The 23,555-nt window shown below is 73.4% G+C and carries 19 protein-coding genes; 8 read left to right on the top strand and 11 right to left on the bottom strand.

What is annotated here, in order from left to right:
* From BI06_RS43090 to BI06_RS43075, 4 genes are all read right to left on the bottom strand, one after another.
* Positions 1-1,084 (bottom strand): MFS transporter (locus BI06_RS43090; RefSeq protein WP_043477915.1); only part of this gene is annotated, 1,084 nt, incomplete at its 3' end.
* A gap of 2 nt (positions 1,085-1,086) precedes the next feature.
* Positions 1,087-1,989: an alkaline phosphatase family protein gene (locus BI06_RS43085; RefSeq protein WP_043478037.1), complete on the bottom strand. Its 903-nt coding sequence runs from the start codon at positions 1,987-1,989 to the stop codon at positions 1,087-1,089.
* Positions 1,990-2,021: 32 nt separating this feature from the next.
* Complete coding sequence (locus BI06_RS43080; RefSeq protein ID WP_043477908.1) at positions 2,022-3,293, bottom strand: S8 family peptidase; 1,272 nt, start codon at positions 3,291-3,293, stop codon at positions 2,022-2,024.
* A gap of 370 nt (positions 3,294-3,663) precedes the next feature.
* Positions 3,664-4,641, bottom strand: a complete 978-nt coding sequence (locus BI06_RS43075; protein ID WP_043477905.1) for a helix-turn-helix domain-containing protein — start codon at positions 4,639-4,641, stop codon at positions 3,664-3,666.
* Between the two features lie 242 nt (positions 4,642-4,883).
* Here BI06_RS43075 and BI06_RS43070 point away from each other — a divergent pair, with 242 nt between their 5' ends.
* Positions 4,884-6,251, top strand: coding sequence for an L-serine ammonia-lyase (locus BI06_RS43070; protein WP_304440906.1), 1,368 nt, complete (start codon positions 4,884-4,886; stop codon positions 6,249-6,251).
* A 135-nt stretch (positions 6,252-6,386) separates the two neighbouring features.
* Complete coding sequence (locus BI06_RS43065) at positions 6,387-6,779, top strand: hypothetical protein (RefSeq protein ID WP_043477900.1); 393 nt, start codon at positions 6,387-6,389, stop codon at positions 6,777-6,779.
* 168 nt (positions 6,780-6,947) lie between these two features.
* Here the strand turns inward: BI06_RS43065 and BI06_RS43060 are convergent, their stop codons facing one another.
* On the bottom strand, positions 6,948-7,421 hold the full coding sequence (locus BI06_RS43060; protein ID WP_043477897.1) for a DIP1984 family protein: 474 nt from the start codon (positions 7,419-7,421) through the stop codon (positions 6,948-6,950).
* A gap of 55 nt (positions 7,422-7,476) precedes the next feature.
* A complete protein-coding gene (locus BI06_RS43055; protein WP_051742994.1) occupies positions 7,477-8,562 on the bottom strand; it encodes a helix-turn-helix transcriptional regulator in 1,086 nt (361 codons plus the stop codon).
* Between the two features lie 348 nt (positions 8,563-8,910).
* On the opposite strand from BI06_RS43055, the gene BI06_RS43050 reads away from it, so the two are divergent.
* Complete coding sequence (locus BI06_RS43050) at positions 8,911-10,152, top strand: hypothetical protein (protein WP_043477890.1); 1,242 nt, start codon at positions 8,911-8,913, stop codon at positions 10,150-10,152.
* Between the two features lie 486 nt (positions 10,153-10,638).
* Here the strand turns inward: BI06_RS43050 and BI06_RS43045 are convergent, their stop codons facing one another.
* Complete coding sequence (locus BI06_RS43045) at positions 10,639-11,532, bottom strand: VCBS repeat-containing protein (protein ID WP_051742993.1); 894 nt, start codon at positions 11,530-11,532, stop codon at positions 10,639-10,641.
* An 816-nt stretch (positions 11,533-12,348) separates the two neighbouring features.
* Here BI06_RS43045 and lanKC point away from each other — a divergent pair.
* On the top strand, positions 12,349-14,955 hold the full coding sequence (lanKC, locus tag BI06_RS43040) for a class III lanthionine synthetase LanKC (RefSeq protein WP_149030671.1): 2,607 nt from the start codon (positions 12,349-12,351) through the stop codon (positions 14,953-14,955).
* Between the two features lie 257 nt (positions 14,956-15,212).
* Here the strand turns inward: lanKC and BI06_RS43035 are convergent, their stop codons facing one another.
* Positions 15,213-16,370, bottom strand: a complete 1,158-nt coding sequence (locus BI06_RS43035) for a YncE family protein (protein WP_149030670.1) — start codon at positions 16,368-16,370, stop codon at positions 15,213-15,215.
* 240 nt (positions 16,371-16,610) lie between these two features.
* Here BI06_RS43035 and BI06_RS52795 point away from each other — a divergent pair, with 240 nt between their 5' ends.
* From BI06_RS52795 to BI06_RS43020, 4 genes are all read left to right on the top strand, one after another.
* Positions 16,611-16,760: a hypothetical protein gene (locus BI06_RS52795; RefSeq protein ID WP_167349754.1), complete on the top strand. Its 150-nt coding sequence runs from the start codon at positions 16,611-16,613 to the stop codon at positions 16,758-16,760.
* Between the two features lie 202 nt (positions 16,761-16,962).
* Positions 16,963-18,219 carry a hypothetical protein gene (locus BI06_RS43030; RefSeq protein ID WP_043477885.1) on the top strand — a complete coding sequence of 419 codons (1,257 nt, stop codon included), beginning with the start codon at positions 16,963-16,965 and terminating at the stop codon, positions 18,217-18,219.
* Positions 18,216-18,740, top strand: a complete 525-nt coding sequence (locus BI06_RS43025; RefSeq protein WP_030394501.1) for a hypothetical protein — start codon at positions 18,216-18,218, stop codon at positions 18,738-18,740. The genes BI06_RS43030 and BI06_RS43025 overlap by 4 nt, the downstream gene beginning before the upstream one ends.
* Complete coding sequence (locus BI06_RS43020) at positions 18,737-20,074, top strand: MFS transporter (RefSeq protein WP_369826389.1); 1,338 nt, start codon at positions 18,737-18,739, stop codon at positions 20,072-20,074. The genes BI06_RS43025 and BI06_RS43020 overlap by 4 nt, the downstream gene beginning before the upstream one ends.
* Before the next feature lie 88 nt (positions 20,075-20,162).
* Here BI06_RS43020 and BI06_RS43015 read toward each other — a convergent pair whose 3' ends face one another.
* The 3 genes from BI06_RS43015 to BI06_RS52045 form a co-directional block, all read right to left on the bottom strand.
* Positions 20,163-21,194 (bottom strand): hypothetical protein, encoded by a 1,032-nt coding sequence (locus BI06_RS43015; protein ID WP_043477882.1) that lies wholly within the window; start codon positions 21,192-21,194, stop codon positions 20,163-20,165.
* 79 nt (positions 21,195-21,273) lie between these two features.
* Positions 21,274-22,113, bottom strand: coding sequence for a DUF1295 domain-containing protein (locus tag BI06_RS43010; RefSeq protein WP_043477879.1), 840 nt, complete (start codon positions 22,111-22,113; stop codon positions 21,274-21,276).
* The gene (locus tag BI06_RS52045; protein WP_043478022.1) at positions 22,110-23,468 is read right to left on the bottom strand and encodes a class I SAM-dependent methyltransferase; all 1,359 of its coding nucleotides are present in this window, start codon (positions 23,466-23,468) and stop codon (positions 22,110-22,112) included. Before BI06_RS52045 ends, BI06_RS43010 begins: the two co-directional genes overlap by 4 nt.
* Positions 23,469-23,555: the final 87 nt, after the last annotated feature.

Below are 23,555 nucleotides of genomic sequence, written 5' to 3'. Positions count from 1 at the left end.
CCAGGGCGAGGCCGGCGCCGCGCCGCTCCTCGGGGACGGCGCCCGCCGCGACGGCGGCCAGGGTGCCGTCGGTGGCGGCGTAGAAGAGTCCGTGCAGGAGCAGGACCGCGGCGGCCAGCGGGAGGCCGCCGCCGGGGCGAGCGAGCAGCAGTCCGTAGCCGGTGAGCAGTGCCGCGTGCCCGAGCACGAACGCGCGCCGACGTCCGATCCGGTCGGCGAGCGCGCCGAGCGGGACGGCGAGCAGCAGGTACACGGCGGCGGTGCCGAGCGGCAGCAGCGGGAACCAGCCCGCGGGGAGGTGGAGGCGGCCCTGCAGCAGCAGGTAGAGGAAGGAGTCGCTGACGGTGGCGAGTCCGAGCAGGGCGGCGCAGGCGGTGGTCCGGCGCAGGGCGGGCAGACGGAGCAGCGCGCCCAGCCGCAGGCGCGGTCCGCGGGCCTGCGGGGCGGGGCCGCGGCCGGGGACGAGGAGGACCAGGACGAGCACGCCGAGGGCGGCGACGTACGAGCTGACGGTGAAGACGGCGCGGTAGCCGCCGGGGGCGGTGCGCAGGACGAGGAAGGCGAGCAGGGGGCCGCTGAGCGCGCCGACGGTGTCCATCGCCCGGTGGACGCCGAAGGCCCGGCCGCGCCGTTCGGGCGGAGTGGCGAGCGAGATCATGGCGTCGCGGGGTGCGGTGCGCAGGCCCTTGCCGAGCCGGTCGGCAGCGAGGACGAGGCCGATCAGCGGCGCGGTGCGGACCAGCAGCAGGGCCGGTCGGCAGAGCGCGGAGAGGCCGTAGCCGGCAGCGGCGACGGCCTTGTGGCGGCCGCCGCCCCGGTCGCCGAGGAGGCCGCCGAGCAGGCGCAGGGAGGCGGAGGCGCCGTTGAAGGCGCCGTCGAGCACACCGAAGCCGAGCGGGGAGACGCCGAGGGCCGCGACCAGGTAGAGCGGCAGGACGGCGGTGACCATCTCGGAGGAGACGTCGGTGATCAGGCTGACCGTGCCGAGGGCGAGGACGGTGGGGGCGATCCGCGCGGACCGCCCCGGCCCGGGGGCCGGGGCGGCGGCGGACGCCGCGGGGTTTCGGCTGTCCGCGAGGTACACGGTCAGTTCCAGACGCCGGCGATGTCGGTGGCGTCGGCGGCCTTGCCGGCGTGCTTGCCGGTCCCGGCGAGGTCCTCCAGGGTGCGGAGCATGTCGTAGTGGTTGTACTTGGTGGTCGGTGCGCTGCCGGCCTTGACGGGCTGTCCGTACAGCACGGTGGGGATCTGGTTGCCGCTCTGCTTGTCGTCCTCGTCGTAGGTGACGATCAGCAGGCTGTTGTGGGTCTTGGCCCAGTTCGCGTACGCGCCGAGGTTGTTCTTGATCCAGCTGTCGCCGGTGCCCACGCCGCAGTCGTGCATGTCGGAGCAGAGGTTGGGGGTGACGAAGGAGACCGCGGGCAGTCCGGTGAAGTCGCTCGGGAACTGCGCGAACGTGTGGCCGGTGTTGGTGGGCACGTTCTTGAACGCGAACCAGGGGTTGTGCTTCTGGGCGTACTTGCCGCTCTTGCAGGTGGTGGAGCCCTCACCGGGAAGCGACTCGTTGTAGCTGCCCCAGGTCCTGCCGGCTGCGATCACCTCGGAGGCGAGGTTCGGGGCGGTCATCGAGCCGACCTTGTAGCAGCTGTCGTCGGTGACGCCCTGGGTGCTGCCGGAGAAGACGGCGAAGTAGTTGGGCTGGCTCGGATGGGTGATGCCGTACGAGGCCTTGAGGACGGCGCCGCCCGTGGCGAGCGAGTTCAGGTACGGCGCGTCGCTGCTGCCGATGATCTGCCTGTAGGCGTGGTTCTCCATCATGACCACGACCACGTGGTCCGGCTTCGGCATCGTGGTCGACGCCGAGGCCGGGCCGATGCCGACCAGGGTGGTGGCGAGGCCGCCCGCCACGGCCGTCGGTACGACGACGGCGACGGCGAGGGTGATCTTCTTGCGGCTGCGGCGGTGGCGGCCGGTGGTGGGGTCGGACACGGTTTCCTCCTGGGTCGAGCGGTGGTCGGGGGTCACTTGGTGGGGTTGTCGCCCAGGCTCTTGACGTAGAGGAGCCGGTTGGGGGTGTTGGTGCCGGCGCTGCCGATCGTGCCGGTGGTGGCGGCCTTGACCAGCGCGTCCTGGACCTGGGCGGGGGTGGCCGTGGGATGGGCCGACAGGTAGATCGCCGCGGCGCCGGTGACGTGCGGCGCGGCCATCGAGGTACCGGTCAGGTTGTGGCTGTCGTTGTCCCCGGTGTTCCAGGCCGACGTGATGCCGGTGCCGGGGGCGAACAGGTCGGTGCACGAGCCCCAGTCGGAGTCCGAGCGCCGCTGGTCGTCGGAGGTGGAGTTGTTCACGACGACGGCCTCGGCGATGTCGCCGGGCGAGTTCCTGCACGCGTCGGCGTTGCTGTTGCCGGAGGACACCACCCAGGTGACGCCGGAGGCGATGGAGTTGCGGATCGCCTTGTCCTCGGTGGAGCTGACGCCGCCGTTGATGCTCATGTTGACCACGGCCGGCTTGACGGCGTGCTTGGTGATCCAGTCGGCGGCGGAGACGATGGAGGAGGTGGGGACGGAGTCGTTGCAGGGGGTGACCCGCACGGAGACCAGTTTCACGCCCTTGGCCACGCCGTAGTCCTTGCCGCCGACCGTGCCCGCGACGTGGGTCCCATGGCCGAGGCAGTCGGCGCCGTTGCGACCGTCGCCGACCAGGTCCACCCCGATGGCGGCCCGTCCGCCGAACTGGCTGTGCGTGGTGCGCAGTCCGCTGTCGACCAGGTAGACGGTGACGTTGGAGCCGGTGTTCGGCGCGCTGTAGCCGTTGTCCAGCGGCAGGTTGCGCTGGTCGATCCGGTCCAGGCCCCAGCTGGCCACCGACGCCGCCTGCGCGCCCTCCGGCGCGACGTCCAAGTGCTGGGTGCTGTCCTGCTCCACCGAGGCGACCGCCCGGTCGGACGCCACCCGGTGCGCCTGGGCCGGGGTCATCTCGGCGGCGAAGCCGTGCAGCGCGGTGTCGAAGACGGTGCGGACGGTGCCGCCGTAGGTGTGCGCCAGCCGGTCGGCGACGGACGCGACGGCGGTGTCCGGGGCCGTCGCGCCCGGTGCGGTGTCGTCCTCGAGCACCACCAGGTAGCGGCCGGCTATGGGGCCGCCGGGCGGCCGGGCCTCCTCCGCGGCCCGTTGGGCGGCGCTCGCCGGGTCGACGACCAGGGCGGCGGCCGCGGCGGCGACGGTGGCGGCGACGGCCACGGTGATGGGTTTCGTCCTGCGGGTACGGCGGCGTGCGCGGTACAGGGACACGGTGATTCCTCGGGGGGAGTGTGCGGCGGGAGTCCGCCGGCTCGGGGATCGGGAGCGGGGTACCGGCGGCGGCTTCCGGGCCGTCGGCCGGGGCTTCGCCGCGGAGGTGGGCGATCACTCCACTCCGGCGGCGGGCCGGTGAACAGAAGTACCGTCAGGAACACGCCACCAGAAGCCACTTTTCGCCAGTGGCGCGGTTTGGCCAGGGAGGTCGCGCGCGGCGGCTCCCGGACCGTTCCGGGCCTGCGCGGGGCCTGCGCGGGGCCCGGCTCGGGTCGTGCTCGGGTCGTGCTCCGGACATCGTGGAGAGCAGGCTCCGGGCATGGCGAAGGAGCGGTTCCCGGAGCCCCGGGAACCGCTCGTGGCCGGGTCAGATCCAGCCGTTGCGGGCGGCGTGCAGCGCCATCTGGAAGCGAGTGACCGAACCCGCACGGGAGTTGAGCTGCTCCAGGTGGCGGGAGAGGGTGCGGCGGCTGACACCCAGCAACTCGGCGATGGTGTCGTCGGTGACACCGGTGGCGAGCAGTTCGACGATCCGCCGGTGGATCGGGCTGAGCGCCGACGGCACCCGCTCCCCCAGGTGCATCGGCAGCGCCGCCCGCCACGAGGTCTCGAACAGCCCGGTGAGCGCGGACAGCAGGCTGGACGGGTGGACCAGCAGCATCGAGTCGTTGACCTCGGCCTCGACGAACGACATCGACACGATGGCCAGCCGCCGGTCGAAGACCGTCAGCTTCACCGGCACGGTCGGCAGGATCCGGGCCCGCTCCCCCGCGGCGATGGACGGCTGGATGTTCACCGCGTAGTACGCCGCGTTCTGCACCGCCGATCTGGAGTACACGACCCGGTACTCCACGCCCTGCCCCAGGTTCTCGATCTCGATCGGATTGGGGGAGCCGTGGGTGTGGTAGGGCGGCGAGTCGAAACGCAACACCTCGCTCTCGGCCGCCTCCTCGATGGTCTCGATCCGCTCGATGATCGAGTCGCCGGTGACCACCTCGACCAGGTTGTCGGTGGGATGCGGGCTCACCGAACGCCGGTACCCGCGGTAGGCGTTGGCGGCCGCCTGCTGGGCCTCGCGCAGCTCCGCGCCGCGGCTGTGCGCCAGGAACTCCAACGCGACGGTGGGCTCCACCGGTACGTGCCGACGGAACCCGCCGACGTCCGAGACGGTGACCAGTCCGATCCGGCGCAGGTGCGCGAGGTGCGCCTGGCTGTCGGGCCCCGGCTCGTCGGGCGGGTCTCCGGTGTCCCCGGATCCGGTGGCGAGCAGCGCCACGTAGACCTCCGCCTCGCGGCGGGTCAGCCCCAGGCGGCACAGGTGTGTCGGCAGGTCCTCGTCGGACATCGGCGTTCCTCCCCGTGAAGGCGGCCCGCTCCGGACGGACCGGAGACAGCACGGGACCCGCCGGGTCCCGCCGATGCGTACCGGGGGCCGCTTTCGGCGCATCGTGGCACATACCGGCGAGTAGGTGTCAGACCCGCACACTCCCCGCCGGGATCGACCGCGCGACCGGCCCGGGCGCCCCACGCCCGTCCTCGCCAGTGGCCGCCGTGTGCCACCGGACACGCCCGGCCGACGGTAGACCGGTGGCCACCACCACGGCAGCTCTCCAGGAGTCCCCCTTGATCAGCGTGTTCGACCTCTTCCGCGTCGGCATCGGACCGTCCAGCTCCCACACCGTGGGCCCGATGCGCGCCGCCCGCCGGTTCGTCATCGGACTCGAGGGGGACGGCCTGCTGGCCCGCGTCGCCGCCGTCGAGGTCGAGCTGTTCGGCTCACTGGCCGCCACCTGCACCGGCCACGGCACCGACAAGGCCGTCCTGCTGGGACTCGCCGGCGAGGAACCCGGGACCGTCGACATCGCCACCGCCGACGAACGCTTCCGCCGCTGCACCGCCGAGGGCCGAGTCCCGCTGCCGGGCGCGCACACCGTCCGCCACACCCTGCTCCTGCACCCCGACCGGACCCTGCCCGCCCACCCCAACGCGCTGACCCTCACCGCCCTCGACCGGGGCGGCGCCGTCCTGGACAGCCGCACCTTCCACTCCGTCGGCGGCGGCTTCCTGCTCGGCGAGGACACCGGCGAACCGGTTGACGTCCCCCACCCGTTCGACGACGCCGACCAACTCCTCCGGCTCGCCGGGGACGGCCGGATCAGCGACCTGATGCTCGCCAACGAATGCGCCCGACGGCCCGAGAGCGAGGTCCGCGCCCGACTCCTGCACCTGTGGGACGTCATGCGCGGCTGTGTCGAACGCGGTTGCCGCACCGAAGGCGTCCTGCCCGGCGGCCTGAACGTCCCCCGCCGCGCCCCCGCGCTCCACCGCCGCCTCACCCGGCACCGCGACACCGCCGACCCGCTGCACGCCATGGACTGGGTCGCGCTCCACGCCCTGGCCGTCAACGAGGAGAACGCCGCCGGCGGCCGCGTCGTCACCGCCCCCACCAACGGCGCCGCGGGCATCCTTCCCGCCGTCCTGCACCACTACCACCGGTGCGTCCCCGGCGCCGACGACGACCACACCGTCCGCTTCCTGCTCACCGCCGCCGCCATCGGCAGCATCGTCAAGCGCAACGCCTCCATCTCCGGCGCCGAGGTCGGCTGCCAGGGCGAGATCGGCACCGCCGCCGCCATGGCCGCCGCCGGACTGACCGAACTCCTCGGCGGCACCCCCGGCCAGGTCGAGAACGCCGCCGAGATCGCCCTCGAACACCACCTCGGCCTGACCTGCGACCCGGTCGCCGGACTGGTCCAGATCCCCTGCATCGAACGCAACGCCATCGGAAGCCTCAAGGCCATCACCGCCGCCCGGCTCTCCCTCCACGGCGACGGCACCCACCTGGTCCCGCTCCACGCAGCGATCCGCGCCATGCGCGACACCGGCGCCGACATGAGCACCAAGTACAAGGAGACCGCCCGCGGCGGCCTCGCCCTCAGCTTCCCCCAGTGCTGACCATCGGCCGTCCTGTCGCGCTGCCGCGGCCGGCACCGACCGGGCGGGGCAGAACGGGGACTGAGACCGCTCTGCCGACGCCTCGGCACGGCACGCGCCGTTCGGATCGTCCTGCCGGCCGCCGCACCCTTCGGCGTGCTGCCCCCGGCAGCCGGCCCCGGACCGCGGGTCGCCCTGTACGCGGTCGGCCCGGTCGTCCTGGTGGCCGGGGCAGTGCTCCGCAACGTCGTCCTCGGGAGCTTTCGCCAGACCTGCGACCCGCCCGCGCTGCTCGGCCGGGTCGTGGCCACCTCGGTGTTCGCCAACCGGGCAACCATCCCGATCCGTGCCGTCGCGGGCGGCACGCTCGGCGCGACGCTCGGGCTCCGGGCCACCATGTGGATCACGGCAGTTCCCGGACCGGGGCCCGCCCGGGCGGCTCCGGGGCGGAACAGGTGCGGGGGCCGTGCTGGTGTGCACGGCCCCCGCACCCGGGGTGTGGGGCGCCCCGTTCCCGCCCTCGTCGTCCGGATCTGCACATGGTGGTGAGCTGTGCGGTGTGCTCTGTCACCTGTACGCGATGCTGAGCTGCATTGTCGGTGAGGAATTGAACCTCTGCGTTGCTCTTCACGCGCCAGGGGCCGGATGGACCGCCGACCCGCGGTGTGTGCACGCCTCCGTGACGACTACCTGCTTCCCACACCCGGCTTGTGGGGGTCAGTCCTCGATCAGGTCGATCTCCCAGTTGGTGCGCTGGATCAGGGTGTCCACCTCGCGGATCTCCTTCGCCAGGAGGTCTGCCTCGGCGCGGAGCTCGGCGACCGGCAGGGCGGAGAGGATCCTGAGTTCCGAGCGCAGTTGCCGTACGGCTCCGCGCTGGTCGCGTCCGGAGGCGGCGTCGGCGGCCGCGGTGGTCACCGAGTGGCGCAGCCGCAGGACGTCGCGGCGGGCGAGGGCGTCGGTCAGAGTGCCGCCGCCCTCGACGACCGCGGTGGAGTTGGTCCGGTTGATCTGACGGATCAGCCGCTCCAGCTCGTCCAGCACCTCGCCGGCCTGGGCCAGGACCTCCGCCGCGTTCTCGGCCGGCTCCTCGCCCTCCTGGTAGCGGGCGCCGGCGACGACACGTGCCCGCAACTGCTCCACCCGCCGCACCGCGGCCGCGCGCTGCGCGAGCGCTTCAGCCAGTTTCACCGCGTCATCACCTCTGTGTCCTACTGATCGTCCGGCAAGTATGCACGTCAGTCCCTCACGGCACGGCTCGCGGGGTGGGGTCCGGACGTGGTGCGGGAGGACCGCTCACTCGTGGAGCGTCTCCTTTATGCCGGGGGCCGTCGGGGACGCGGTCGTCGAGGAGGGCTTTGCCGAGGGGGGTGAGGGTGTGGCGGACGCGAGGGCCGGTGCGTTCGGTGGTGAGGAGGCCGGCGGCGCGCAGGACGGTGGTGTGGTGGCTCGCGGTGGCGGGCGAGGTGCCGGTGCGGCGGGCGAGTTCGGCGGTGCCCGCCGGGTCGGCCGCCGCGCGCAGGGTTCGGGCTCGGGTGGTGCCGAGCAGGGCGACGAGCGCGCTGTCCGGCCCGTCCGGGGTGGCCTGGGACCAGATCTCGCGGTAGGTGGTGAGGTCCGGGGCGAGCGGGTAGTGCAGCACGAGCGGGTGGTCGAGGCCGCGGTTGTCGGTGAGGGCCAGCGGCTCGGGCCAGAAGAAGGTGGGGACGAGCATCACGCCCGCGCCGCGCAGCCGCAGGTCGGCGTCGACGGGAGAGGGCAGCGTCAGCACCGGTGACTGCCATCGGATGCCGGGGTGGAGGCTGCCGAACAGTCCGTCCAGGCCGAGGTCGGCGACGAGGGTGGCCCGCCGGGCGCGGTCGGTGTGAGCGGCGGCCAGCAGCTGCGACCAGTACGGCGCGACGGCGAAGGCGTGGTACTCGCGGAGCCGGCGGTCGACCAGTTCGCGCCACTCGCGGTCGCCCCGGTGCAGTTCGTGGACCCAGCGGGGCGCCCGGGGGCGCGTCCCGCTGAGGGTGGGCTGCTCGGCGGTCCACCGGCGGCCGGGCAGTGACCAGGTCTGCTCCAGGCTCTCCGGCAGGGTGTGGCTGCCGGCGTGCAGCAACGCTTCCGCGGCTTCCGCCGCCCCGACCGGCGTCGCCAGGTCGAACAGCACCCGCTGTTCCGGACGGATGCTCCTGCGGGTCCGGCTGCGCCACCCCTCCAACGCCACGCCGCCGACCTCGCGGGCCTGCACCAGCGACAGGCTCAGCATCGACTCGGCGAGCGGGTCGGGTGCCCGCGCGATCCGAACCCTGGTCAGGTCCTCGTGGGTGAAGTGGATCCGCAGCAATTCCGCCCCCTCCGTCGAACACCGGCAGGGGTGTTGCGGCGCCCCGGCCCCGCCCCCCCCTGCGGTCCTGCCTGGGACCACCGTAGGCGGGACGGCGCGGCAGGACCGGGGCGTTGCCCGGCGATGGCCGGATCGTTAGGGCCGGCGAACGTTCTCGGCGAGCGACCGGGCGAGCCGGAGCTGGGTGTGCGCGACGATGATCAGCCATGTCCACCGGTCCGCCGTCTGGCCCTGACCGGAGACCGCGGGCGGGCCCCGGCTTATCCCGTTGACCGGCGCCACACGGGTGCCGCTAGCATGCCCCCACGATCTAACGATCTTCATATTTCATGGGGGGACCTCACAGTCATGCGCGCTTCCCGCGCTGGGGCCTTCGCCGCGCTCATGCTCGCCGCAGGAACCGTTCTGCCGGCCGCGCCCACCGCCGCGGCCGCCACCAACCAGGTCGGTCCGGCCAGCACCTGGTTCTCGATCTCGAACTACCGGATCCTGGACACCCGGGAGGGCAAGAACGCCCCCGTGGGTACGGTCGGTCCCGACAGCGTCACCCGGCTCGACATCACGAAGATCCTCCACGGCATCACCCCGAACGCCGTGGTGATGAACGTGACCGCGGTCGACGCGACCGCGAACAGCTTCATCACCGCCTTCCCCGGCGGCCGGCCGATGCCGACGGTCTCCAACCTCAACGCCACCCCGAACCACAAGGTCACCACCAACCGGGTGACGGTGCAGGTCGGCGCCGACGGCGTGGTGAACCTCTACAACCACGTCGGCAACGTCCACCTGGTCGCCGACCTCCAGGGCTACTACACCGACCGGTACTCCGGCTCCGAGGGCAACGCCTTCGTCGTCGGTGAGCCCACCCGGCTGCTGGACACCCGCACCACCGTCGGCGGCCACCCGGGCAAGCTCGTCGGCGGCGCCGCGGGCGTCATCAACCTGGACACCTCCCCGGTGCAGGGCCCGACCGACAACCTGGTCGTCCAGGCCACCGTCACGGAGCCGACCGAGAGCGCCCACCTCAGCATGTACCCCGCGGGGCAGAGCCCCTGGAGCACCTCCGACCTCAACTTCGACCCGGGGCAGACGGTCACCAACGTCTCCTACGCCTACACCACCGGCGACCACCGGCTCGCGCTCTACACCAACAGCGGCCAGGCCCACGTCGTGGTGGACTTCATCGGCAGCTTCCAGCGGCGCACCGCCGACTCCGGCACCGCCGGCCTGTTCATCCCGACCGACCCGGCCCGCGTGCTCGACACCCGCGAGGGGCTGGGCGCCCCGGCCGCCAAGGCCGGCCCCGGCTCCACCACCCGGGTGAAGGTCACCGGCCTGAACGGCGTGCCGGAGACCGTCGCCGCCGTCGTCCTCAACCTGACCGGCACCAACGCCGCCGAGGACGGCCACGTCACCGCCTACCGGGCCGGAGCCGCGCGTCCGTCGACGTCCAGCCTCAACTACACCGGGAACGAGGACACCGGCGCCATGACGGTCGTCCCGGTGAGCACCGACGGCTACATCGAGCTCTACAACCCGCACGGCAGCGTGGACCTCGTCGCCGACGTCCAGGGCTACTACAGCAGCTGATCCGGACGCCGCGGGGAGGACAGCGCGCCTCCCCGCGGCGGCTCGGCTCCAGTCGGCCAACGGCCAGGAGCGGACGGTCTCGTAGTGTGCGAAGCCGCCGTCGGGCTCGCTCTTCACCAGGTGCGGCCCGGCGGCGTCCCACTCCGGTCCGCGGTACTCCGCGAGCGCCGCGGCCAGGCCCTCCAGCTCCGCCGCCGCACCCCGCTGGACGGCCCGCCGGTGCCCCCGGGAGAAGCCGGCCCGGGCGAGGGTCAGGTGCGGGTCGAAGGTGAACGCGTCCACCGCGAGGCCTCGTCCCTGGTGGGGAAGAGGTACGTCGTGGGGTACGGGGCAATCCGATGCCCGCCCGACCCAGGCTCCAGGCCGCCGGTGTCCATCACCTTCAGCGCCCTCCGGCGGCGGGCTGACGCGTGTACCCGCCGGGCCAGGGGCCCGGCGGGTATGTGGTGGGTGCAGGTGGCGTGGTGGTGCGGGGGCTCGTGGGGCCTACCAGTCGGTGCCGATGCCGGTGCGGGTGCCGAAGGTGTTCTGGCCGGTGCCCGGGTAGAGGTACATGTCCCCGGTGGACCCCTGCGGGGCCTGGACCGCAGCGACGTCGGTCCGGCCGTCGGCGTTGAAGTCGCCGCCGACCAGGTCGCGCATAACGTTCCAGCCCGTACCGGCGCTCACCGGGGCCGCGAACCAGCCCGTACCGGTGCCCGGGTAGACGTACAGCTTCCCGTCCGCGGTGCCGACGGCGGCGAGGTCCGGCTTGCCGTCGCCGTTGAAGTCGGCCGATGCGAAGCCCGTCATCCCCACCAGGGCGGTGGGGGCCTGGCCGAGGGCGTCGACGATCCGCTGCGCGTCGGCCACCTGGTACTGGTAGCGATCGGGGTAGGCCGAGCGCTGGACGCCCTGGCAGACCTCGCCGATCGGCTTGCTTGTCCAGGAGTTGTTCGGATACGTGGAGAGCAGCGCGTTGATGAACTTGCGGGTCGTCATCGCCGGGTCAAGCCACTGCGCGGTGCTGCCCCACGACGCCCGCTGCTGGAACAGGTCGACACTGTCGTGGTCCTCCATATTCGGGTTGTTCCGCAGGGTGGACTCCACGATCGCCGTCGTGATCGCGATGAGCTCGGCGTGCTGCGGCACACCGATGGCCCGCACGGTGTTGACGACGGCCAGGGCGCAGGACACCCGGTACGCGGTCATCGCGTTCCGCAGGGTACCGGTGAGCTGCTGGTTCAACTGGGCTGCGGCAGCGCTGTCGGCGGAGGTGATCGTGCCGCACGACACATCGGGCAGGGCCGCGTGGGCCGGGCTCGTGGCGGCCACCGTTCCACTGGCCAGGACCGCGCTCACCGCGAGGATCTGCAGGGACCTGCGCAGGGTCTTCTTCATGGGAAAACGCTTCCTTCGTTCGCAGGCTTGGTCAGCCGGGTCGGATGCGCCGTCGCCGGGGAATGGGGCGGCGACAGACGTCGAAGGTGCTGCGGGAACAGCCGCCCGCCGTGAGCCGTGCAGGAGGGCGGCGGTCCCTCGGAACGGGCGTAGCGGAACAGGCGCAGAGAGAACGGACCCTGAGTTCGGGTCAGCCCCGAGCGACGTGCGGCGGCGGCGTGGTGGCCCCGGTGGGGGGAACGGCGACCGCGGTGGCCTTGGCGAGACGGGTGCGAGGCATAATCCGGAGTCCTTTGCGAGAGCGACGGAACGTGCGGATCGATCGGGGTTCCCGCTTCGGCGTCCCGCGGTGACGCCTCGCCGGTCCTGCCCGCCGGCGGGATCCCCGGCCGGCGATCACTACTCGCGCTGCTGCCCGGGCCGGTTGAAAGGGCTCTCGGCTGGACGGAATCGTCCCTGGACCGTTCCGTCCAACCGGTCGTATCTGCAGAGCAGTTGGCGGTGAAACGGCCCGACCGGCGAACCCCCTGCCTTCCTCGGCGCAGGCGTTCCCATACCGCGGCCGAACCGCTGTCGAACCCGTCGCGCCTAACGTCCCGTCCGTCGGGGCGACGACCGTTCCGGAGGTCCGACGCAACCGGGAGGCTCGTCGAACGACCCGTCGCGCCGCAGCGGTGCGCCCTGCCGTAGCAGGAACTTCGGAAGCAGGAACCTCGGGCCGGTGACGGCCTCGGGGTCACCGCGCCGGTGCGGCCCCGCCGCGACGCGACGGCTGCCGGAGCCGGGCGGGCGAACGACCACGTGGAGGAGATCGTCTTGTTCGACGCGCTGTCCGATGCTCTCGCCGACGAGCAGTTCTTCGCTCCGCTGGGCACGATGGCCGACCCCGGCCGGCGCTTCGTGCCCGCCCGGGTCGCGGTCGGCTGGCGCGGGAGCGAGCGGGGCATCTGGACGGCGTGGAGCGCTCGCGGGGTGCGCCGGGCCGAGCAGGGCTGGAAGATCCACGTATCGGCGCGCCCGGAGCGGGCCCAGCACGTCCTCGACGCGGTGGCGGACATCTGCTTCGCCGAGGAGGTGCCGTTCAAGCACGTGTCGGCGCACTTCTTCTTCCTCGCCCTCCACCACAAGCACGGCGCCCGGTCCCAGGCCGGCAAGTTCTGCGCCGTGTACCCGCCGGACACCTCCGTCGCCGCGCGGCTGCTGGACCTGCTCGCCGAGGCCCTGCACGGCGAGGACGGCGCCTACGTCCTCAGCGACCGCCGCTACCGGGACTCCCGGACCGTCCACTACCGCTACGGCGCGTTCGGCCCCCGCAGCCGGCTGCTGCCCGACGGCACCGCGCAGCCGCTGCTGACCGACGGGCACGGGCACGACGTGCCGGACCGGCGGCTGCCGTACTTCGTGCTGCCCGAGGGCGTCAGCGATCCGTTCGTCGCCGAGGAGCCGGCCCCGCACCGCGGCACGATCCGCATCCGCGACTACGAGATCGTCAAGGTGCTGCAGCCGAGCAACGCCGGCGGCGCCTACCGGGCGCGGGACACCCGCACCGGGCAGCTCGTCCTCGTCAAGGAGGCGCGCCCGCACAACGGCTACACCTGGGACGGCGTCAGCGCCCAGGAGCGGCTGCGCCGGGAGTTCGACACCCTGACCGCCGTGCACGCGGCGGCGGAGGGTGTGTGCCCGCGGCCGCTGGAGCGGTTCACGGAATGGGAGCACGACTTCCTCGTCATGGAGTACGTCGAGGGGCTGCCGCTGGTGACGTGGATCAACCGCTCGTCGCCCGTCCTGCTGGCCGACCGGCCCGCCGCGGACTTCGACCGCTACCACGCCGCCTGCCGGCGCATCCTCGCCTCGCTCGACGAGGCCCTGGATCAACTCCACGCGCTGGGGCTGCGGTTCGGCGACGTCAGCCCCGGGAACGTCATCGTCACACCCGCCGGGGACGCCAGGCTCGTCGACTTCGAGTCCGCGACCGCGCTGGAGGCCCGCCCCGCCCGGATGGGCACCCCGGGCTTCGCGCCGCCCCCGGCCGTGACCGCCGGGCACCGCGCCGACCCGCTCCTCGCCGACCGCTACGGCCTGTCGGCCCTCGCGCTCACCCTGCTGGCGCCCTTCCACAACGCCCCCCAACTGACGGCGGCCAACTTCGCCCTGCTGCGACGCGACCTGGCGGCCGGGGCACCGGTTCCGCACGACCTGTGGCAGCGGGCCACCGCCTTCCGGCAACCCGACGAGCAGCAGGAGTCGACACTGCCCGACCCCGGCCAGGTGGACGCCGACCCGCTGGGCTGCCTGACCCTGCTGGCCGAGCGGACGGCTGCGGGACTGCTCGCCCTCGCCGACACCGAACGGCCCGACTGGGCCTTCCCTCCGTCGCCCCAGGCGTTCCGCACCAACACGGTGTGCGTGGCCTACGGAACGGCGGGTGTGGTGCACGCCCTGTGCCGGGCCGGCCTCCCCGTCCCGGAAGAGGTCCGCAAGCGCCTGCGCGAGGACGCGCTCGACGCGGCCGACGCCCTGCCCCCCGGGCTCGCCGTCGGCGCGGCCGGCGTCGGACGGGTACTGGCCCGCACGGGACATCTCGACGAGGCGGTCGACCTGCTGCACGCGGCCGAGCGCCACCCGCTGACGGCCACCACGACCACGCTGGCCGACGGACGGGCCGGGGTCGGCCTGGCCTGGCTCGCCCTGCACCGCCTCACCCGCGACCCGAGCCACCTGGAACGCGCGGCGGCCGCCGGCGACGCGATCCTGCGGCACGGCACGGACCTGGCTCCGACCCTCGGCGCCCACGACGCCCGCGGCCTGTTCCACGGCCGCTCCGGACTCGCGCTCTTCCTGCACCACCTCGCCGGCGAGACGGGGGAACAACGCTACCTGTCGGCGGGGCGCGCGCTGCTGCACGAGGAGCTGGACCGCGCGGTGGCGCTTCCCGACGGCTCCCTCTCCTTCGCCGACAATGCCGTGAACCGGCGCGTCATGCCGTACCTGGCGACCGGGTCGGCCGGCATCGGAACCGTCCTGGTGCGCTACGCCGCCACCGCGGACGAGCGCTTCCGCGCGGCCCTGCCCCGCGTCCTCGCCGACGCCCGCAAGGTCAGCGCGATCCAGGCCGGCCTGCACGACGGCTTCGCCGGGCTGGTCTACCTGCTCGCCGAACACGCCGACCTCACCCAGCAGGACGCCGACCGCCAGGACGCGCTGCGGCTCGCGACCGGGCTCCTCAAGTACGCCGTCCCGCACGGCGACGGCGTCCGCTGGCTCGGCACGGGCTCGCTGCGCTTCAGCGCCGACGTGGCCAGCGGCAGCGCCGGAATCCTGCTGGCACTGCACCGAGCCCTCCACGGCCCGGGTGACGACTGGTTCACCCTGGATCCCATCCACCCCCGAGACACACAGGACAACGGAGGCAAGCACCCATGACCGAGATCCTCGCCCTGCAGCAGCTGGAGCCCCAGAGCGACCAGACGGAGGAGGCGTACCCCTTCCCCTGCTTCAGCATCTACGCCAGCTCGTTCGTCGACAACGACACGTTCTAGCCTTCGCCTTCGGGCGGCCACGGCCCGCCCGGCACCGGCCGGGCGGGCCGTGGCGCGGTGCCGCGCCCCCGCAGGTCCTCGCCACCGCGTGCGCCCGGGGTCGTGACCGCCGCCCGGCGGCCGCGACCCCGGGTGTGCCGGTCAGAAGCTGACGATCTGCAGGAAGGTCCCGGGGTTGTCGTTGTAGTTGGTACCGGTGACGTAGAAGGTGTGGCCGTCGGGGCCGACGGTCAGGGTGGCGCCGTGTTCGAGGTCGAACTCGGCGAAGTCCTCCTTGGGCACGGGCCGGTTGGTGGCCGTGCTGTACGCGGCCACGGTCGGGCTCGGCAGGTTGGTCTGGATCAGGACGTAGAGCCGGGTGCCGCGCGGGTTCATCGCGAGGCCGGCGATCTGGCGGAAGCCCGTGTTGAGGTCGATCGTGGCGGCGAGGGTGTCGGTGGTCAGGTCGATCACCTGGATCCGCCCCTCGGGTTTGGTCTGCGCGTACACCGTGGCCCCGTTCGGGGCGAGGACCAGGTCGTCGATGAACCCGGGCGAGGTGATGGTGCCGACGACGGCCGGGTGCGCCCCGGTGAGGTCGAGGCGGATCAGGCCCTCGGGGCTGGAGAGGTACCCGGTGGCGCCGCCCGGCCGCAGCACGAGGTCCCGGGGGTTCAACGTCGGCAGCGGCGTCTCACCGGTGAACGTGCGGGAGGCGGTGGAGAAGGTGAGCAGGCGCCCGGGCAGGAAGGCCGGGTTCGGCGGCGCGTCCAGGAACGGGCCGCCCTGGCCGACGTACGCCGTCGCCCCGTCCGGCGACACCGCCAGACTGTACGGCGAGCCGACCCGCCAGCCGTCCGGGTGGGGCTGCTCGGGCAGCGGCACGCTCGCCCGCACGGTGTTGGTGGTGGTGTCGAAGATGTTCAGGGTTCCCGCGCCGGTCAGATAGATGAGCCGGCCGTCCGGGGAGAAGGTCTTGGTGCCGCTCCAGTGCTCCGTGCCGATCGGGACATCGGCCAGTACGGCGCCGCTGCGGGTGTCGACGACACCGAGCCGATTGCCCGTCTGTGTCTCCTCGCCGATGTAGGCGCGCCGCCCGTCGCCGCTGATCAGGGCTCGCTGCGCCCAGTCGGTGCCGGGCAGTGGCACCAGTCGCTCCACACCGCCGACGGGGGGCTTGCCGCCCCCGGGTGACGGTGCGGCAGTGGCGCCGGTGGCGGTGGCGGTGGCGACGCCGGGGCCGACGAGAACGCCTGCCGCCACGAGCGCGGCCGCAAGCAGGGAAGCGGCCCAACGGGCCACCGGTGGACGTGAGTTCATGGAGCCAGCCTCTCTCCCGTGCCGGATGTGCGGACCTGCCACGAGGCTAGGGCATGAACATGTCGTTCCGGTTCGACGGACGCCCGCCGGGGCCCCGGTTCCCCGGACGGCGATTATCGGCCAGGGGTTTCGCGCCTTTGTCTGATGACCTGTCATTGACACATGCTTGACCATCGCTTTAATGTCGCAGTGGCGGCGACGAACGCGCCGCCGGATTACCGGTATATCTCGGAGGTCCGAATGGAACAGCTCATCAAGAAGATGACCCAGGACGACAAGTGGAAGGGCTGGGTCGCCGCCAACTCCGGAAGCACCGCCAAGGACGGCTGCATCAGTGCGGCCCCCAAGTCCGGGTGCATCAGCGTGGCCAAGGCCGGCTGTATCTCCTGACGCACCGAGCGGCACCTGACGGCACAGATCTGCCCTGAGCTGCGCCGACGAGGTTCGGGCCGGCCGGAACCCCCGGCTGGCCCGGGCCTGCGGCGCGCCCTCGCCGACGCGTACCGCCCGCGTCGCCCGTGCCGGCACGCCGTCCGATCCCCTGCCCCGGGGCCGGAGAACCGGAGCCCCGGACACCGACCGGAGGTGACATTTGAACGGCCAGCCGACCGCCGACGTGGTCGACCGGATCAAGGACATCCCCCTCTACCGCACCTCGATCGAGCAGGGTCATTTCCCGATTCTGGAAAAACCCGAGATCGCCCGCGGATTTCCCGACAACTGGATGACCCCGCAGCTGTCGGCCGCCCTCGCCGCCGGTGAGGCGGAGTTCGTGCTCTCCACCGGCACCAACCACGCCCGCATGCAGATCATCCGACCGCCCTACTTCCTACTGAAGTCCTACTACCGCCTGTGGAGCGAGCACCCCGACCTCGCCGACACCTGGCGGGAGGGCTGCAACCGGGTCTCCCTCACCACCGTCCTGGCCACCGAGCACGTCGCCCGCGTCAACGCCCACAAGCGGGGCGAGGAACCGGCGGCCGAACCGGACCTGCGGGACCGCCGGCTGGACGACCGCACCTTCTACCTCAACCTGCGGCTGGACCCGGACCACTGGCAGCGGGCCGACGTCGAACGCATGCTCGCCGAGATCCGGGACGCCGCCCGTGCGCACCCGCGCGGCCGCTACCTCCTCGACTGCTCCTCCTCCCACCTCGCCCACCTGGTGCGCAAGGCCCGCGCCTGGGGCCTGTGGGAGGGGTTCCCGCCGCCGGCGGCCGTCGTCCACGCCTACGAGTACACGCCCGCGAACGTGGCCCGGTACCTGCGCGAGCACTTCGACTGCCCGATCGTCGACCTGTTCGGCAGCACCGAACTCGGCTACCTCTACTACAGCGACCGCGACGGCCACTACCGGCCCTACCTGCACGACATGAGCGTCGAACTTCAGCCCGTCGCCCCCGGCAGCACCATCCACAGCCTCATCGTCACCAGCGTGCGCAATCCCTGCATGCCGCTGGTCCGCTACCGCTCGGGCGACTGCGTCCGCACCGCCGACGGCAGCACGGACCCGGAGCGCATCACCCGCTTCTGCGGCCGCGAGAAGGAGTTGCTCGCCACCCCGCACGGCCCCCGCGCCCAGGGCGACCTCGACGAAGCCGTCAGCGCCGTTACCTCGCGGGTCTTCCTCACCCGCCTGCACCTCGAGGAACCGGACGGGGCCGTCCTGCGCTGCACCACCTTCGACGCCGCCCCGCTCACCCCGGCCGAGAGCGAGGCCCTGGCCGACGCCGCCGGCGAACTCACCGGCCGGCGCTGCCGCGTGGAACACCACGACCACCTGCCTGTCGGCGCCTCCGGCAAGTACGCCTGGCTCGCCGCGTCGCCGTTCGCTGGAGGTGCCCGATGACCACCCGGTCCGAGCCGCAGGGCCGTGTCACGGTCACAGACCTCGAAGAACTGCTCGGCGAGGACCTCCACGCCGAGGTGGTCGCCTACACCGTCACCCGCACCGGCTGCGCACCCGCCGACGCCGAACGCCAGGTCACCGAGTGCCTGCGCTACCTCTACCTCGTCTCCCGGCACCGCGAGGAGCTCGCCGGCCTCTTCCTTCCCGTCGAGCAGCACATCGACGAGATCTGGCACTACCTCATCCTGCAGACCCGCGAGTACCGCGCGCTGTGCGAGGAGCGCCTGCCCGGCCGGTTCTTCGTCCACCACCGCGGCATCCCGTACGAGTCCTACCAGGAGGAACCCGGCCGCCGGCAGGCCGCCGAGGAGGCGCTGCGCTGGATCCCGCTCTACTGCCGCGCCTTCGGCCCCTTCGACGAGGGTGCGCTCCCCCACTGGACCATCGTCCGCTACCTCCACGAGCAGCTGGACATGTCGCTGGAGGAGATCTCTGCGCTGAGCCCCCTGGCGTCCCCGTGAGCGCCACCCCGGTGGGCGGCGTCGCCCGCCGCCCACCGGGGCGTCCAGGGCCGCCGGAAGCACCGGAAGCGCCCGAGGCCCCCGAACAGCGGCGGATCCTGGCCGTCCTGGTCGCATCTCAGCTGGTCAGCGGCGCCGGACTCACCGCCGGCATCGTCGTCGGTGCCCTGCTGGCCGAGCAGATGCTCGGCTCCACCGGACTCGCCGGCATCCCCACCGCCCTGTTCACCGGCGGATCCATGCTCGGCGCCCTCGTCGTCGGCCGGCTGTGCCAGCGGCGCGGACGCCGCCCCGGCCTCGGCGCCGGCTACGCGATCGGCGCCCTGGGCAGCGTCGGCGTGGTCGCCGCCGTGGCCCTGGACCAGGTCGCGCTGCTGCTGCCCTCGCTCCTGGTCTACGGCGCCGGCACCGCCACCAACCTCCTCGCCCGCTACGCCGGAGCGGACCTCGCCGCACCGCACCGCCGCGCCGGCGCCCTGAGCCGCGTCCTGCTCGCCGCCACCCTCGGCGCGGTCGCCGGCCCCAACCTCGTCCCGCTCACCGGCGACATCGCCCATGCTTGGGGCATCCCCGCGCTGGCCGGACCGTTCCTGCTCGCCGCCCTCGGCTACACGGTGGCCGCCGTCCTGCTCACCGCGCTGCTGCGGCCCGACCCGCTCCACCTGGCCCGGGCCCGGCTCCCCCTCCCGGAGACCGACACGCCCGCCGACGCGGACGCCGGTGGCGGCTCCGACACCGGCGACAAGTCCGACCCGGTGCAGAAGCGCGCGGGCCGGCCACGGGGGCCGGGTGTCGCCACCGGCCTGTGGATCATGCTGCTCGGCCAGCTGCCCAAGGTCGCCCTCATGACGATGACGCCCGTCCACCTGGCCGCCAACGGCCACGGCACCGGCACGATCGGCCTGGTCGTCTCGCTCCACATCGCCGCGATGTTCCTGCCCTCCCCACTCACCGGCCTCCTGACGGACCGCCTCGGCGCCCTCCCCGTCGCCGCCGCCTCCGGCGTCCTCCTCTGCGCGGCCGCCCTGCTGGCCGCCACCGCGCCGGGCGACTCCGTGCCGCTCATCGCCCTCGCCCTCACCCTCGCCGGCATCGCCTGGAACCTCGGCCTGGTCAGCGGAACGGCCGTGATCACGGCCGCCCTGCCACCGGGGCGCGGCGCGAACACCCAGGGGCTGGCCGACGTCGGCCTCGCCGTCGCGGGCAGCACCGGCGCCCTGCTCTCGGGCCCGGCCGTCACGGCCGGCGGCTACGCCACCCTGGCCCTCGCCTGCGCGCTGACATCCCTCCTGGTCACGCCGCTGGCCCTGCGGGCGGCCCGGGCCCGGGCGTGATCCGGAGGGAGCCGCACCGGCCGGGCACTCCGTCCGGCGCACGTCCCGTGGCGCGTCGCGGTCCGGGCCCAGGGCTGCCGCCCTCGGGCTACTGGAGGCTCCAGCGGAGCGGATGGTAGGGATCGGTCGGGCAGACGAAGACGTTGAGTTCGCCGCACCGCCCCACGGTGACCTCGGTGGGGGTCGCGTACAGGTGGGTGGGCAGGTCCCGCTCCTCCAGTGGCTTCCAGCTTCCGCTGCCGCCGTCCCACTCCGAGCTGTCGACGGTCAGCAGGAGGCGCATCGGCGCCCTGCAGGTGTAACAGTCCATGGGGTAGGGATCGGTGGCGTGCCAGGAGGCGAAGCCGCCGGCGCGCCAGCCGGGCGGGATGGACAGGTCGTACTGGTAGCCGATCGGCCCGGCGGCGTTCTCGTCCCCCGATCGCCCGGCCTCTTCCGCCCGGGCGGCGTCCCAGGCGTCGATGCGGGCGCACAGGTCCTCGGGCAGGAGGCCGGCGAACGGGTAGGTGGCCACCTGCTCCGGGTGCAGGACGCAGGGCTCGGGAACCAACGCGTCCGATCCGACGACCGAGGGTCGGGGCTGGGGGGCGAGCACCTCGCCGACCTCCGACGACCGCCGCCAGCGCAGGTGCAGCTCCAGGTCGTACCGGCCCGGACCGTGGGCTTCGAAGGGGCACCAGAACACCTGGAGCAGGTCGCAGCCGCCCGGCCCGGCCGGGAGGTCGGGAACGTCCCGGCGGTACAGCTGGACCAGGCCGATCATCGGCAGCGGATCGGTCTCCGACGCCCCGGGGATCCGGTGCTCCCGCTGCAGCTCCGTCAGCAGCTCCCGTTCCTCGTCCGTAGGGCCGGGGGCCTCGCTCCGGGCCCACGCGGTGGCCAGCACCTGCCGGTAGCGGTGGATGTCGACGGGGCGTCGGCCCAGCCCGCGGCCGTGCGCCTCACCGCACACCGGCCACGGTTCGTCCGCCGGCCACAGCATCGGACCGCCCACCGAGCTGTCGGAGGCCCGCGGGCTGCCGGGCCGCGGGTGGAGCCGCGTCGTCGTGCCCCGGTGGGCGGCCAGTTCGGGGAAGAGCGCTTCGACATCGATCGGGCGGGCGGGCGTGGTCCTCGTCATGGAAGGCACGTTAGCCCCGGGCACTGACTGTCAGGGTGGGCGAGGGCGCGGTCAGGAGCCGCTGACGCCCCGGCCGGCATCAGGGGCGGGTACCGGAGTGCGGGGTGGACGGGGTCGCCGGGGGACGGCGGGGTGGGAGCGGGAAGAAGCCGCTGGTGCGGGCGACGTACTCGGCCCAGCCGGGCCGTTGCGTGCCGAGGTGGCGTTCGAGCATCGGTTTGCCGCTGCCGAAGGCGAGCAGGTAGGTCATCAGGAGCGGGCTGAGGACGAAGGCCCAGCCGATGGGGCTGTCCGCGGCGAGCAGGAACAGACCCCACCAGACGCAGGCGTCGCCGAAGTAGTTGGGGTGGCGGGTCCAGCGCCACAGTCCGCGGTCCATGATCCGGCCGCGGTTGGCGGGGTCAGCCTTGAAACGGGCGAGCTGTCGGTCCCCCACCGCCTCGAAGAACAGGCCGACCGCCCACAGTGCGGTGCCCGCCCACGCGAGCAAGCCGGGCGGGTGGGGAAGGTACTGGGCGGCCTGGACGGGCAGGGAGACGAACCAGACGAGGGCGGCCTGGAGCAGGTAGACGATCCGCAGGGCGTAGCGGGTTCGGGCCGGGCCCTCGGGGGCGCGGGAGAGCATCCGGGCGTAGCGAGGGTCCTCGGGGGCACCGCGGGAGCGCCACCACAGGTGGGCGGACAGCCTCAGGCCCCAGACGGTGACGAGCAGGGTGGCCAGCAGGCGGCGCCCCGGGTCCCCGTGGTGGTCCGAGAGCGCGAAGCCGGTCAGCGCGACGGCGGTGAACGCCAGCCCCCAGGCCGTGTCGACGCCCCGGTGGCGGCCGGAGCGCACTCCGACGGCGAAGGCGACGAGGAGGACGGCGAGGGCGACGGCGGCGGTGACGGCGAGGTTGAGCCCGAAGGCGGCGGCGTTCACGACCGGTCCTCGTCGCGGGTGAGGAGGAGTTGGTGGAGGTCGAGGTAGCCGGTGCGGAAGCCGGCCTCGGAGTGGGCGAGGTAGAGCTCCCACATGCGCCGGAAGACTTCGTCGAAGCCGAGGGCCGCGACCTGCGGCGAGCGTTCGGTGAAGCGTTCGCGCCACAGGCGCAGGGTCTCGGCGTAGTGCGGTCCGTACGCGTCGGCGCGGGTGAGGCGCAGCCGGGTGTGACGGGCGGCGGTCTCCTCGATCGCCCGCACGGACGGGACGAGGCCGCCGGGGAAGATGTACTTCAGGATCCAGGTGTAGGTGCGGCTGCTGGCGAGCATCCGCTCGTGGGGCATGGTGATCGCCTGCAGGGCGACCCGGCCGCCGGGGGCCAGGACCCGGTCGAGGGTGGCGAAGTAGTCCGGCCAGAACGGCCGGCCGACGGCTTCGATCATCTCGACGCTGACGACGGCGTCGTACTGGCCTTCGGCGGCGCGGTAGTCGCAGAGCCGGACCTCCGCCCGGTCCGCCTGCCCGGCGGCGGCGATCCGCTGCCGGGCGAGGGCGAGTTGTTGCTCGGAGAGGGTCAGGCTGACGACGTGGGCGCCGCGGGCGGCGGCGCGCAGGGCGAGTTCGCCCCAGCCGGTGCCGATCTCCAGCAGCCGGATGCCGGGGCCGACGCGGGCCAGGTCGAGCAGCCGGTCGATCTTGCGGTGCTGGGCGGCGGGCAGGCCGTCGTGGGTGGCGAGCAGCGTTCGGCCGCCGAGCGGCGCGTGGGCGGGGTGCGGTGCGTGGGCGAGGTGCGGAGCGTGGCCGGGGAGCGGTGCATCGGCGGACCCGGTCGGGAAAAGGGCCGAGGAGTAGCTCATCGTCGGGTCGAGGAACAGGGCGAACAGGTCGTTCGACAGGTCGTAGTGCCGGCGGACGTTGCGCCGCGCGTTCGCCGCGGTGGACAGTTCCTCCTCCGGCGGCCGTTGCACGTAGAACCGCCGCAGCCACCGCGCACCGGCGGGCACGAGGGTCTCGGGGGCGGTGGCGAGCGCGGTGAGCAGCGCGACCAGGTCGGGGCTGTCCCAGTCGCCGGCCTGGTAGGACTCCCCGAAGCCGATCAGGCCGCTCGCACCGACCCGGTGCAGGAAGTCCCGGGGGTGGTTCAGCCGCAGGACCGGTGCCCCGGGCGGGGCCGGTCGCAGGAGGCGGCCGCCGGGCAGTTCGACGCGCAGGCCGCGCTGCGAGGCCGCCCGGCGCAGCAGGCGCGCGGCGGCGGCCGCTCGCAGCGGCACGTCCGGTACTCGGGCGACGTCCGGCCAGCGCGCGGGGTCGACGAAGGGTGTCGGCGTCGCGGTCGGGGAGGCCGTGGTCGTCATGGAGCGGGCACCTCTTCCGTGGGAACGGGCCGGTCGTCGGACCGGGACGGGCCGGCCGGGCTGGCCGGGCAGGTAGCGGCGGCGGCC

This window comes from Kitasatospora sp. MBT66, assembly GCF_000710405.2.
Classification (GTDB): Bacteria; Actinomycetota; Actinomycetes; order Streptomycetales; family Streptomycetaceae; genus Kitasatospora; species Kitasatospora purpeofusca.
Note: the sequence above shows the minus strand (reverse complement) of the source record. Positions and strands in the feature narration are given on the sequence as shown.